This is a genomic window from Geobacillus subterraneus, assembly GCF_001618685.1.
Taxonomy (GTDB): Bacteria; Bacillota; Bacilli; order Bacillales; family Anoxybacillaceae; genus Geobacillus; species Geobacillus subterraneus.
The window spans coordinates 328,706-341,329 of sequence record NZ_CP014342.1 but is presented as its reverse complement, the minus strand read 5'-3'; the positions used below and the strand labels follow the sequence as shown (position 1 = coordinate 341,329).

General features: G+C 54.7%; 15 protein-coding genes. 3 read left to right on the top strand and 12 right to left on the bottom strand.

The genetic code is table 11. The annotated features are described in order from the left end of the window. Positions 1-48 precede the first annotated feature (48 nt). Positions 49-231, bottom strand: coding sequence for an H-type small acid-soluble spore protein (locus GS3922_RS01590; RefSeq protein ID WP_063164896.1), 183 nt, complete (start codon positions 229-231; stop codon positions 49-51). 114 nt (positions 232-345) lie between these two features. On the opposite strand from GS3922_RS01590, the gene GS3922_RS01585 reads away from it, so the two are divergent. Then, a complete protein-coding gene (locus GS3922_RS01585) occupies positions 346-1,341 on the top strand; it encodes a potassium channel family protein (protein WP_063164895.1) in 996 nt (331 codons plus the stop codon). On the opposite strand, the gene GS3922_RS01580 is transcribed toward GS3922_RS01585, so the two are convergent. The 4 genes from GS3922_RS01580 to GS3922_RS01565 all read right to left on the bottom strand — a co-directional run bounded on the left by GS3922_RS01580 (position 1,338) and on the right by GS3922_RS01565 (position 6,740). Then, complete coding sequence (locus tag GS3922_RS01580) at positions 1,338-1,742, bottom strand: YugN-like family protein (RefSeq protein WP_063164894.1); 405 nt, start codon at positions 1,740-1,742, stop codon at positions 1,338-1,340. The genes GS3922_RS01585 and GS3922_RS01580 overlap by 4 nt on opposite strands. Before the next feature lie 311 nt (positions 1,743-2,053). Next, positions 2,054-3,403 carry a glucose-6-phosphate isomerase gene (locus GS3922_RS01575; RefSeq protein WP_063164893.1) on the bottom strand — a complete coding sequence of 450 codons (1,350 nt, stop codon included), beginning with the start codon at positions 3,401-3,403 and terminating at the stop codon, positions 2,054-2,056. Positions 3,404-3,711: 308 nt separating this feature from the next. Continuing rightward, positions 3,712-4,971: a group II intron reverse transcriptase/maturase gene (ltrA, locus tag GS3922_RS01570; protein WP_063164892.1), complete on the bottom strand. Its 1,260-nt coding sequence runs from the start codon at positions 4,969-4,971 to the stop codon at positions 3,712-3,714. A gap of 605 nt (positions 4,972-5,576) precedes the next feature. After that, the gene (locus GS3922_RS01565; RefSeq protein WP_063164891.1) at positions 5,577-6,740 is read right to left on the bottom strand and encodes an iron-containing alcohol dehydrogenase; all 1,164 of its coding nucleotides are present in this window, start codon (positions 6,738-6,740) and stop codon (positions 5,577-5,579) included. A 147-nt stretch (positions 6,741-6,887) separates the two neighbouring features. On the opposite strand from GS3922_RS01565, the gene GS3922_RS01560 reads away from it, so the two are divergent. Further along, positions 6,888-7,121 carry a DUF378 domain-containing protein gene (locus GS3922_RS01560; RefSeq protein WP_063164890.1) on the top strand — a complete coding sequence of 78 codons (234 nt, stop codon included), beginning with the start codon at positions 6,888-6,890 and terminating at the stop codon, positions 7,119-7,121. A 32-nt stretch (positions 7,122-7,153) separates the two neighbouring features. Here the strand turns inward: GS3922_RS01560 and yugI are convergent, their stop codons facing one another. The 4 genes from yugI to GS3922_RS01540 all read right to left on the bottom strand — a co-directional run bounded on the left by yugI (position 7,154) and on the right by GS3922_RS01540 (position 9,615). Next, positions 7,154-7,519, bottom strand: coding sequence for a S1 domain-containing post-transcriptional regulator GSP13 (yugI, locus tag GS3922_RS01555; protein ID WP_063164889.1), 366 nt, complete (start codon positions 7,517-7,519; stop codon positions 7,154-7,156). A 104-nt stretch (positions 7,520-7,623) separates the two neighbouring features. Further along, on the bottom strand, positions 7,624-8,796 hold the full coding sequence (locus tag GS3922_RS01550) for an aminotransferase (RefSeq protein WP_063164888.1): 1,173 nt from the start codon (positions 8,794-8,796) through the stop codon (positions 7,624-7,626). Then, positions 8,793-9,293 (bottom strand): Lrp/AsnC family transcriptional regulator, encoded by a 501-nt coding sequence (locus GS3922_RS01545; RefSeq protein WP_063164887.1) that lies wholly within the window; start codon positions 9,291-9,293, stop codon positions 8,793-8,795. The genes GS3922_RS01550 and GS3922_RS01545 overlap by 4 nt, the downstream gene beginning before the upstream one ends. 55 nt (positions 9,294-9,348) lie before the next feature. Further along, positions 9,349-9,615 carry a DUF1871 family protein gene (locus GS3922_RS01540; protein WP_063164886.1) on the bottom strand — a complete coding sequence of 89 codons (267 nt, stop codon included), beginning with the start codon at positions 9,613-9,615 and terminating at the stop codon, positions 9,349-9,351. 83 nt (positions 9,616-9,698) lie between these two features. Here GS3922_RS01540 and GS3922_RS01535 point away from each other — a divergent pair, with 83 nt between their 5' ends. Beyond that, entirely contained in the window at positions 9,699-10,859 is a 1,161-nt protein-coding gene (locus GS3922_RS01535) for a MalY/PatB family protein (RefSeq protein ID WP_063164885.1), read from the top strand. Positions 10,860-11,003: 144 nt separating this feature from the next. On the opposite strand, the gene GS3922_RS01530 is transcribed toward GS3922_RS01535, so the two are convergent. The 3 genes from GS3922_RS01530 to kapD form a co-directional block, all read right to left on the bottom strand. Further along, positions 11,004-11,486, bottom strand: coding sequence for a superoxide dismutase family protein (locus GS3922_RS01530; protein ID WP_409071377.1), 483 nt, complete (start codon positions 11,484-11,486; stop codon positions 11,004-11,006). Positions 11,487-11,585: 99 nt separating this feature from the next. Beyond that, a complete protein-coding gene (locus tag GS3922_RS01525) occupies positions 11,586-11,801 on the bottom strand; it encodes a hypothetical protein (RefSeq protein ID WP_063164883.1) in 216 nt (71 codons plus the stop codon). A 74-nt stretch (positions 11,802-11,875) separates the two neighbouring features. Then, complete coding sequence (kapD, locus tag GS3922_RS01520; protein ID WP_063164882.1) at positions 11,876-12,496, bottom strand: 3'-5' exonuclease KapD; 621 nt, start codon at positions 12,494-12,496, stop codon at positions 11,876-11,878. Positions 12,497-12,624 lie beyond the last annotated feature (128 nt).

Genomic DNA, 12,624 nt, shown 5'->3' with positions numbered 1-12,624 from the left:
CATCGAAGGCCGAGGGGCGCTGTTGCCTTCCGCCGTCGAGCCGCTCTTTCACTTTTCCTCCAGTTCCGCCACCGGCACGTCCCGGCGCTCATTGAGCCGGCCGTCGCGCAAATGGACGGTCGCCATTTGTTTTTCTTCGTCATACCCGTCAATCCAAACCGATACCCCGTTGTAATACACCGGGATATCTGCAGGGGATGAAACGATTTGTTTCACACGGTTCATGTCCATCAGTCATTGTCTCCTTTCCGTGATGTTCCGTTTCCTAGTATGGCAAGGAACAGGAATGTTTATGCAAAAACCGTCCACACTAAAGAGGGAATCAGTGAAAAGAGGGATGGATGGATGAAAACGAAAGATGTGCTTGCCTCCTATTGGCGGATGCCGGTCGTTCTCCGTTTGTTTGCCGCGGCCAGCGCCATGATCGTATTGTTTGGCGCCCTCATGCGCCTGATTGAACCAGAGACGTTCCGCACGGTCTTTGATGGCATTTGGTGGGCGATTGTCACGGCGGCGACGATCGGCTATGGCGATATCGTTCCGAAAACGGTCGGGGGAAAGCTCGCCGCCATCGTGCTCATTGCCCTTGGCACCGGAATTATCACTGCTTATTTCGCTTCGATATCGGCGGCAGCCGCTGCCCGGGAAACGGCGCTCACGAGCGGACAGCTTCCGTATGCAGAGCGAGGCCACGCTATCATTGTCGGCTGGAATGAGCGGGCGCGCGAGGTGTTGCTCCGCCTGGCGCAGCGCGACCCGTCGCTCCGCTTTGTGCTCATTGATGCGACCGTGCCGTCCCACCCGTTGCCGAACGTTCCGGTTCATTTTATTAAAGGGGCGGCACACGATGACGCAGTGCTCGAGATGGCCAATATCGGCCACGCCCGGTTTGTGCTCATTACCGCCGACCCGCATAAAGCGGAAGAGGAAGCCGATAAAGATACGATTGTCACGCTGCTTGCTGCCAAAAGCCTTAACCCGTCGGTGTACGCCATCGTGGAAATTTTGACCGGCCGCAACGTCCAAAACGCCTTTCGCGCCGGGGCGGATGAGGTGATCCAAACGAACTTATTGGCGGGCACCGCGATGGCGGCCAGCCTTCGCTCGCCGGGAATCGCCGGCGCGATCGAGAGGATGCTCGGCCGGTTTGGGGAACAAACGCTGCGCCTTCTCGCCCCGGACGAACGACAAATCGGCCAGCCGTTCGCCGCTGTCCAGCTGCTGCTGCTCGAGCAAAATATCACGCTACTTGGCGTCATCCGCGGAGATAATGGGAACCTTGCCGTTTTGCCGCAGCGCCCGATCGAAAAAAACGATCGCCTGTTCGTGTTTGTTCCTTAATCGAGCAGGCGGCGCTCCAGCTCTTGAACGAGCGCCTTGCCGACGGAAATATATGGCTCTGGAACGGTCGCGTCCGGGTCTTGCGGTTCGGCAAACTGGTTGAACGCCGCTCCCGCATTGCCGACATCGGCGAAATCATCAATGCCGCGCTGATATTTATGTGCAAGCAAAAACGGACGCCCGAGCTCGACCGTTGTGCCATGCGAATCGAGCTGCCCGTCGACCGCTTGAAACGGCACGCGCAAAAATTGGTAGCCTAAATGATCCGCGATTTTATAGTCAAAATAGCCGTGATCATAATCCCAGCCGCCGCCGATCGCATACCCGAGCGGCTTGAGTGTTTGCTCCAGCTGATGCAACGAAAACTGCTTTCCTTCCAACCGTGATGGAATTTCAATCATGCACAACCCCTCCTTCCCTTTTATCGTTTCCCGTTTGGCGGCAATTATTTGCCCAACCGCCGAGAAGGAACACAACGTCACGGAGAACCCTTTGGCGATCCTTGGCGCCATAGAAGGAATGCAGCCTTCACCGCTTCGATCATCCGCCTTAACCGAACGCCGGAGGCATGGACAACAAGCGAACGGAGCACAAAGACAAAAAAACGCCTCTTCCCCCGACTAAGGGAGAAGAGACGTTTTTCGATTCACTCTGGAAAATGCGTCCAACATCGGCCGGACATGTCGTGAAAAAGCGCTTGACCATCCTTTTGTTATTTCAACCGTTTCTCTAGCTCCTCTTTCAGCGCTTCGTAGCCCGGTTTGCCTAAAAGGGCGAACATGTTTTTCTTGTACGCCTCCACGCCCGGCTGGTCAAACGGGTTGACCCCGAGCAAATAGCCGCTCATGGCGCACGCTTTTTCAAAGAAGTAAACGAGGTAGCCGAACGTATATTCATCGAGCTTCGGCAACGTGACGACCAAATTCGGCACGCCGCCGTCCGTATGGGCGAGAAGCGTCCCTTCGAACGCTTTCGTGTTGACGAAGTCGACCGTTTGGCCGGCTAAATAGTTCAGGCCGTCAAGGTCGTTTTCCTCTGCTTCGATGACCAGTTCATGGCGCGGCTCTTCAAGTTTCAACACCGTTTCAAACAAGTCGCGGCGCCCTTCTTGAATGTATTGGCCGAGCGAATGCAAGTCGGTCGAGAAGTCGGCGGAAGCCGGATAAATGCCTTTTTGGTCTTTCCCTTCGCTTTCGCCGAACAGCTGCTTCCACCATTCGGCGAAATAGTGCAACGCCGGTTCGTAGTTGACGAGCAGTTCGATCGTTTTCCCTTTGTTGTACAAAATGTTGCGGATAGCCGCGTATTGGTAAGCGGCGTTTTCGTCAAGCTCCGAGCGGCTGAAGTCTTCGCGCGCCTTGGCCGCCCCTTCCATCATCGCGTCGATGTCCGCGCCGCTGGCGGCAATCGGCAGCAGCCCGACCGCTGTCAGCACCGAATAGCGGCCGCCGATGTCGTCCGGAATGACGAACGTTTCGTACCCTTCCTCCTCAGCGAGCGTCCGCAAGGCGCCGCGCTGGCTGTCGGTCGTCGCGTAAATGCGGCGGCGCGCTTCTGCTTTGCCGTATTTGTTCTCAAGCAGCTTGCGGAAAATACGGAAGGCGATCGCCGGCTCAGTCGTCGTCCCCGATTTGGAAATGACGTTGATCGAAAAATCTTTTCCTTCGAGAAAATCGATGACATCTTTCATATACGTCGAGCTGATGTTGTTGCCGACAAAAATGATTTGCGGCGTGTTCCGCTTCTCTTTCGGCAAAGCGTTGTAAAACGAATGGTGCAGCATCTCAATCGCCGCGCGCGCCCCGAGGTACGAACCGCCGATGCCGATGACAAGAAGGACATCGGAGTCGGATTGAATGGTTTTCGCCGCCTGCTTGATGCGGGCGAATTCGTCTTTGTCATAGTCGACCGGCCAGTCGAGCCACCCTAAAAAGTCGCTGCCGGTGCCGGTTTTTTCATGGAGCGAATGATGCGCGACTTTCACCGCATCGCGCAAGTATGTAAGCTCATGTTCGCCAAAAAAGGCGAGCGCTTTGGAATAATCGAAACGAATATGGGTCATTCCATTCCGCCTCCCCTTCAAGAATCATTGCCTTCTTTCACTTTAGCCGAACGGACAAGGGAAATCAAGCGATGCCGTTAGGCGAAAGCGGATTCAATTCCGACAATTTTCGCCGGGCCATAGCGGCTTTCTCCGGCGGCCAACGGGCAGGAGAGCGCCGCTTCGTCCAAGGGCGGCGCGGCGGTCTTCACCGAGGCGGAGCTGCCATCGTTGGGCACAGGCATGGGGTTGCCAATCGAGTAGGAGAGGGTGACTAACCCTCGTCCTCTCACACCACCGTACGTACCGTTCGGTATACGGCGGTTCCATTAAGTCTGACGCAGAGATTCATATCGTTGATAAAGACTCTTCAGCCCTTGGCTCTCCCAATAGGAGTTGCCAAGGGCTTTATGCAAGATGGGACTAGCGGCCACTCTCCAATATTTCTTCCGAGTGTTTCCCCATTCATATGCTTTCCGCTTGGGCACTCCTAAACTTTGCAGTTTTCGGACTCTGGTTCTCGGAAGTTTCCACTCTTTCCATTGGCACATGCGCAGCCTTCGTCGAATCCATCCATCTAGTTCTTTGAACACACTTGGAGTCTCTGCTAACGAGAAGTATCCACACCATCCCAGAATGTACTGGTTGAGCTGTTCGATTCGCTCGGGCATGGGAATCGGTTTCGATCGACTCGTCATGGTGCGTATCCTTTGCTTCATGCGCCGAATACTTTCCTTTGCGATCCGGATTTTTGGCTCCTTATTTGGGGTGAAGCTAAAACCGAGGAATTTTCTCCTCCACGGTCGATCCACTGCCGATTTGGTTTCATTGACTTTCAGCCGGAGTTTCTTTTCAATGAATGCCGTGATCGATTTCATCACCCGTTCCCCGGCCTTCTTCGTCCTTACGTAGATATTGCAGTCATCCGCATACCGTACAAATTTGTGCCCTCGTTTTTCCAATTCTTTGTCCAGCTCATCCAAGAGAATGTTGGACAAAAGTGGACTGAGCGGCCCTCCTTGTGGAGTCCCCTCTTGTGTTTCCATGACCACCCCGTTGATCATGACCCCTGCCTGTAGATACTTCCGTATCAACTTTAGGAGGATTTTGTCTGGAATTCGTTTCGCTAATATCCCCATCAGTTTGTCATGGTTGACTCGATCAAAGAACTTTTCCAAGTCGATATCTACCACCCATGTATATCCTTCCTGAATATACTGCTTCGCCTTTTTCACCGCGTCGTGTCCTCTTCGACCGGGACGAAACCCGTAGCTGTGTTCCGAAAAGGATGGGGCAAAGATCGGCGTGAGCACTTGGGCGATGGCCTGTTGGATGAACCGGTCTGTCACGGTCGGGATTCCTAGTAACCTGACTCCTCCGTTCGGTTTCGGGATTTCGACCCGTCGGACCGGGCAAGGTTCGTAGGTCCCTTCTTCCAAAGCGCGCCGTATCACGTCCCAATGTTCCACGAGGTGTCTTCGCAGGTCTTTGACGGACATTCCATCGGTTCCATGGGACCCTTTATTCTTTTCCACTTGTTTGAGTGCTCGCAGGAGATTCTCCCGTGACAGTACCTGTTTCATCCACATTCCGATTCTTCCTCTCTACGTGAACGATCCGTTCTATTTGTGCCATCTTCTTCTCCACCCTCTTGAGGTCCCCCATGGACTTCACCATTTCCTCCCTCAAGCAGGCCCTTTCGGGTTGTCTGCTTCATCAAAGAAGATGAACGCCTAGTGGCCGTTCTCCTTCATGGTTCGGTCCTTCCCCTTCTATCTTAAGCTAGACGGGTACTATGACCTCTGCTGACTTCTGTCCGTTCAGCGTTGGATCGCTCCAACGGTTGCCAAGCGCACTTGGCTTCCCGGACAGACCTCCCCGGGTAAGAGTGCAGTCTTTCCTTCCATCTATCTGCTTCATTTACTCGATATCACCTTCGGCAGAAAGGGCTTCGTTTTGTCGTGCAAACTCACCCAATGATACCCAGCCTCCTATGAAGTTCGTGTTCCTCAGACCGGAAGTTTGCCGCCCGCTTCCTTCAGATTCTGCGTCGCCGCAGACACCCTTGCGTTAAGCTAACTGCTACTTCTGCCTTCGCAGTTCGGGACTTTCACCCTATAGACTGCACCCATGCCGGGCGCACTCGAAAAAGCCGGCCTGGCAGTCACATCCGCCGGCCGGCTTTGAAGGCTTCTTATAAGGACGCGCGCAAAATGGAAAGCACATCGTCACGGTTGAGCGTTTTGAAATGGCCGAACTCACCGAACGCCATCGCTTTATCCGCCATCAGCTCGAGATGTTCCTCGCCGATGCCATAATCGGCCAATCGCGACGGCGCCCCGAGGCTCGACCAAAACGCGCGCAGCCGCTCGATGCCCTCCAGCGCCACGTCGCGTTCCGCTTTGCCCGTCGGGTCGACGTCAAAGACGCGCACCGCCAGCTGGGCGAAACGGCTGACGTTTTCATCAAGCACATGCTTCATCCAGTTCGGAAACAAAATGGCCAATCCCCCGGCATGCGGGATATCGTACACGGCGGAGACGGCGTGCTCGATGTTGTGCGTCGCCCAATCGCCGCGCACGCCCATTTGCAAAAAGCCGTTTAAGGCGATCGTGCCGGAGTACATGATCGTTTCGCGCAGCTCATAGTTCTCCAAATCATTGACGAGTTTCGGCGCCGCCTCGATGACCGTTTTTAACACCGCCTCGCACATCCGGTCTTGCAGCGGCGTGTTCGGCGTATGATGGAAATATTGCTCAAACACGTGCGACATCATATCGACGATGCCGTAAACGGTATGATCTTTCGGCACCGTCATCGTGTATGTCGGGTCCAAAATCGAAAATTGCGGGAATGTCACCGGGCTGCCCCAGCCGTATTTTTCTTTCGTCTCCCAGTTCGTGATCACCGAGCCGGCGTTCATTTCCGAGCCGGTTGCCGCCAGCGTCAGAACCGTTCCAAACGGCAGCGCGTCGGTGACGGCCGCTTTTTTCGTAATGAACTCCCACGGGTCGCCATCAAATTTCGCGCCGGCTGCGATCGCTTTCGTACAGTCGATCACGCTGCCGCCGCCAACGGCAAGCAAAAACTCAATCCCTTCGCGCTTGCAAATGTCCACCCCTTTTCTGACGGTGGAAAGGCGCGGGTTCGGCTCAACGCCGGGCAGTTCGACGACTTCGGCGCCAATGTCCGTCAATCGGCCGATCACTTCATCATACAGCCCGCTTCGTTTAATGCTGCCGCCCCCATAGACAAGCAGCACCTTTTTGCCGTACTGCGGCACTTCTTCTTTCAGCTGTTCAATTTGCCCTCTCCCGAAAATGAGTTTCGTCGGATTGCGAAACGTAAAGTTTTGCATATGTATCCCCCTCCTTTTGTTTCTATTATGGCGATGCCCGCTACGGTTGTAAAGCCGTACGCTTCGGCGGCAAATTATGCATATTTTTTGCGGCTATGACTCATCCTACAAATGAATGAAAGAAAATTCCCAAAGGAGGCGTACATGATGGGAGCATGGCAGCGCATTGCCTTATTGTTAACGATCATTGGTGCCATCAACTGGGGACTGATTGGATTTTTTCAATTTGATCTAGTTGCCGCCATTTTCGGCGGCCAAGATTCGGTCTGGTCGCGCATTATTTACAGCCTTGTCGGCATCGCCGGCCTCGTCAACTTAGCGCTGCTGTTCAAGCCGACCGAAGAGCTTGAGCGCGCCGAGCCAAAAGCGACGCGCACATAACGCGAGACACTCACCGCTTGGCGGTGGGTGTCTTATTTTTTCGGTAAATCCTCTTTCTTCGACTGCTCAATCCATTCGCGCAGCTTTTCTTTTAACGGACGAAAGCCGGACTCAAGCGGCATTTTCATGCGCGCCTGGCGCTTTTCCCTCTCTCCGCCCGGCTCGAGCGCCTTTAAAGATAGGCTCGCCCGCCCTGCCTTATAGTCGACATCGAGCACTTTGACGGTCACTTCGTCACCGATCTGGACATAATCGCGCACATCTTTCACAAACTGGTGGGAAATTTCCGAAATATGAATGAGCCCTTGCATGCCGTCCTCAAGTTGGACGAACGCGCCATATGGCTGGATGCCTGTCACCTTCCCTTTCACAATCGCTCCTCGTTTCATCGTTGGCAAGCAAAACACTCCTATTGTTAGTTTTATCTATGTTTTTGTATTATAACATAACCGGAAGGGAAAACCCAAAAAAAGATGTCCCGCCCATGGCGGAACATCATCGGTTACAGGCGCGCCAAAAACCGCTTCATCCGTTTAATGGCTTCCTGCAGCTGCTCGAGCGATGAAGCGTACGAGCAGCGGATATAGCCTTCCCCGCTGGCGCCAAAGACATTGCCCGGAACAACGGCCACTTTTTCTTCCAAAAGCAGCCGCTCGGCAAACTGTTCGGACGTCAAGCCGGTATGGCGAATGGACGGGAACGCGTAAAACGCCCCGCCCGGCAGGTGGCAAGGCAACCCGATTTCATTCAGCGCGGCGACAAAATAGTTGCGCCGCCGCCGATAGCTGTTGCGCATATGTTCGACCTCGTGCTCCCCGTTGCGGAGCGCTTCAAGGGCGCCGTATTGCGCCATCGTCGGCGCACACATCATCGCATATTGATGGATTTTCAGCATCGCCTGCAAAATGTCTTGCGGCGCGGCCGCAAAGCCGAGCCGCCAGCCGGTCATCGCAAACCCTTTCGAGAAGCCGGAAATTAAAATCGTCCGTTCGCGCATGCCGGGAACGGCGGCCATGCTTGTATACTCTCCTTCATACGTGAGCTCGGCGTAAATTTCGTCGGCAATGACAAGGAAATCATGCCGCTCCGCCAGGCGGGCGAGCGCGTCGAGTTCGGACGGGCGAAGCACCGTTCCGGTCGGATTGTTCGGCGAACAAATGATTACGGCCTTCGTCCGCTCGGTGATCGCTTGTTCGATGCGCGCCGGCGCGAGCTGAAACCCGTCGGCGCCGGACGCATGAACAGCCACCGGCGTCCCGCCGGCAAGCACCACAAGCGGTTCATAAGCGACAAAGCCCGGTTCCACCACGATCACTTCATCACCTGGATTGACGATCGCCCTTAGCGCCAAATCAATCGCCTGGCTCGCCCCAACTGTTACCAAAATTTCCGCTTCCGGACGGTATTCGACATGAAACTTGCGGCGCAAGTAGGCGGCGATTTCTTGGCGCAGCTCGAACAGCCCGGCGTTCGCGGTATAGGACGTATAGCCTTGCTCGAGCGACAAAATGCTCGCCTCGCGGATGCTCCAAGATGTGACAAAGTCCGGCTCGCCGACGCCGAGGGAAACGACGTCGTCAAGGCTTGAGGCGAGGTCGAAAAACCGGCGGATGCCGGACGGCTTCAAGCCCGCGACCGTTTCCGACACATACGTTTTTCTCGTGTGCGGCTTCATGGCGCCACCACGATGCGGCGATCTTGATCTCCTTGGTCAAAGATGATGCCGTCATGTTTATATTTTTTCAAGATGAAATGGGTGGTCGTCGAAATGACGGAATCAAGCGTTGACAGTTTTTCGGAAACGAACTGGGCGACGTCCGCCATCGACCGCCCTTCAATGACGACCGACAAATCATAAGCACCGGACATTAAATACACCGATTTCACTTCAGGAAAACGGTAAATGCGCTCCGCCACCTCATCAAAACCGACGCCGCGCTTCGGGGTCACTTTCACATCGATCATCGCCGTCACCCCTTCATGGCCGTCCGCCTTCCGCCAATCGACAAGCGCCGTATATTGGACGATCACGTTTGCCTCCTCCAGCTTTTTGACGAGCGCCTCTGTTTCTTCGACGGGCAACTCGATCATTTTCGCCAGCACATCGATCGGCGTCCGCGCATCTTTTTCCAATATTTCGATAATTTCAAGCTCTTTATCGCTCAGTTTCACAGAACATCCCTCCACTTGAACGGTTTCGCTAAGCCGGCAGCCCGTCTGATCAACGTCATGCCGGGAACGAACAAGACGCCGTTCGTTTCAGTTCGAGCAGCCGGCTGGCAAGTTGTAGGCAATCGCGAAAAGGAATTGCCGCGTCAAACGCGAATTCATATATGGACAGAATGCGAGCAGCGAGCGCGCGGGCATCATCCGTATCATATACGGCCTGAAGCACGTCGATCGCCTCCACCTCGTACGCGTCGTTTCCGTAACCGAACGGATCCCAGGCGCGAATGGTGTCAAGAAGCAGCCGGTTCAACGGTTGTCCGTTCATGCGCCGCCATCCACCTTCTTTCTTGATGTATGATATAACCAATTATAAGCCATCGATCAAAAAAAAAGAAGGGAGAACATGCGATGTTTTCGTTTGACCAAGTCATCGACCGCCGAGGGACGCAGTCGGTGAAATGGGATGATACGAAGCGGGTGTTTGGGTATGAAGATGTATGGCCGATGTGGGTGGCCGATATGGATTTTCCGGCTCCTAAAGCGGTGCAAGACGCGCTGCAAGCGCGAATCGAACACGGGATTTTTGGTTACACCGTCATTCCTGATTCGTTGAACGAGGCGGTGTGCGAATGGCTTCAGCGCCGCCACGGGTGGAGCATCGACCCGGGTTGGCTCACGTTTGCCCACGGTGTCGTGCCGGCGGTCGCCGCTGCCATTGAGGCGTTTTCCGAGCCGGGAGAGCGCATCGTTGTCTTTTCCCCGGTTTACCGGCCGCTGTTTGATCTCGTCCGCCGCCACGGCCGCGCGCTTGTGTTTAGCCCCCTTCGCTTGACGGAAGACAATTATGTCATCGACTGGGATGACTTGGAGCGGAACCTGTCCGGAGCAAAGCTGCTCATTCTTTGCCACCCGCATAACCCGGGCGGCAAATCGTGGAGAACAGAAGAACTCGAACGGCTCGGGGAGCTGTGTCTGAAGCACGGCGTCTTCGTCCTTTCCGACGAAATTCACGCCGATTTGACGTTCCCGCCGCATCGGCATGTGCCGTTCGCTTCGCTCCATCCGGAGTTGGCAAGACAAAGCGCCACGTTCCGGGCGCCGACGAAAACATTCAATCTCGCCGGCTTGCAGGCGGCCGAGGCGATCATCCCTGACGAGCCGCGGCGCCGGGCGTTCCGCCGCGTCCAACAGCGGCAAGGGTTTTTCACGCTCAGCCCGTTTGCCGTTGTCGGAGCGGAGGCGGCTTACCGCCATGGCGGGCCGTGGCTTGACGCCTTGCTTGCGTATTTGCAGCAAAACATCGACGCCACTGTCTCCTATTTGGCGGCCGAGCTTCCAGCCCTCCGCCCCATCCGCCCGGAAGCGACGTATCTCGTCTGGATCGATGCCCGCGGCCTCGGTCTTTCTGAAGCCGAACTCAAAAAACAGCTTCTGGAAAAAGGGAAAATCGCTGTTGAGTTCGGCAGCAAATTCGGACAGGAAGGAAACGGCTTTATCCGTCTGAACGTCGCCTGTCCGCGCCCGACGCTTGAGGAAGGGCTGCGGCGGCTAGTGAGCGCGCTGCGCTAAATCACGTCCATCCAGCATAGGACACGGTGGTCATTTTTTCGGTCCACCCCATCAAAAAAAGGTGTCCCGTTGCTGATTTGGGACACCTTTTGCCATTCAAGCCGGGAAGCTCCCGCTTCGAAACATGAATGCAAACGGGAGCGTTTACGATGATTTAATTTCCCCACAGGCGATGCGTCCGCCCGCATCCCCCGCCGGTTGGGTCATGCCGTCGTCCTTCTTCGCATGAATGACGATCGACGTTCCGTCTTTTGTCAGCAGTGACCCTTTTTCCCCTTCCCGTAACGTCACGTTTGGCGCCGTCAGTTCAACGTTGACCGTGCCGTCGTCTTTGACAATAATGTTCGGCAAATCACCGGCATGCGCGCCTTCCGGGTGGAGAAGCCCGTGCTTTTTCCCATCGGGATTGTAATGCCCGCCGGCCGATTGAAAATCGGGCGGTTCGCAGCTCCCTTTTTCATGAATATGAATGGCACGCTCTCCCGGCGGAAGCCCTTCTAGGTCGAGTTTCAACCGAACCCCTTCCGCCTGTTCCGTCAACTCAATGGTGCCAATCGGATCGCTGTCCGCATTGATCATCTCCACCGTCCGGCTCGTGCCGTCCTCTTGGCCGCAGCCCGCTAACATGAGCGCCGCAGCCAAAAGGATCCCATATTTTCCGTACAACACAACACTCCCCCCAGCATGGCAGATGTTACCTGCCATTATTGCCAAGGAAAGACGAATTTATACATCCGGCGTCCGACCGGACTCGTCCGTTTTCCCGAGCAACTCCTGCTCGAGCCGTTTTGCTTCCTTCTCTTGGCGCCGCGAAATGACAAGGATAAGCCGCATCGTCAGCACGGCGATGAGAAAAAACACTGCAAATGAAATGGCTGCAGGAATATACTCACGCTTATCTTCCGGAAAGTATAAAAATAAATTGAGCACCCATGGCCACATTGCACAAACAACCTTTCTGCCTCGAAATCGTCCATTCCCATTATAGCACAAAAAAACTGCCGCCAATGCAGCAGCTATAAAGCGAATTTTTTCCGCAGCTGGGTGAAATCGATCCGCTCCCCGATCGTCGTGGGCTTCGTCTTCGCCAAATATTTTTTATCGTTTTCAACGAGCCGGAAAATCGTATACGCGGTAAATGCGTCATCGAGCGCGCAATGGGCTTTTCCAATCCCTTCGTTCCCGTACTCTTGTACGGCCTTGCGCAATCCGGTTTGGTTTTTGTTTCCAAAAAAACGTTTATACTCCATCGCCAAATCGCGGTGTTCGCCGGTGAACGGAAACTCCACCCGCGCCGACTGGCAGTTTTCCCGAAGCACTTTCATATCCATGCTTCCCCATGTCACGACCGTCGTCGGGCGCTCGCGGTCATATTGCCGAAGCAAGGAAACAAGTTCATAAAAACTCATTCCGCGGTCGATTTGTTCTTGAGTGATATTGAGAAATGACTTGCATCGGTCGGTGAGCTGCGGAAAACGGAGCGGTTTCACATAAGCGGAAAACTGGCTCACAATTTGCTCGTCAACGACCGCGACAAGGCCCACTTCGATAATTTCCGGATAAAACCTATCCGGGGTCGTTTTCGTCTCCGGCATCGTAAATTCAAAATCGAGAAACAAATATTGCGGGACGTCCATCGTCGCTTCCCCCCTTTCTGACGCACAGCCACAGTCCGTCTTACTATTATTATATCACGGGAAAGCGATTGTTTATTTCTTTTTTCAGAAAATGGCGAAAAAGGGGCGGATGCCGTGAAAACGGAGTG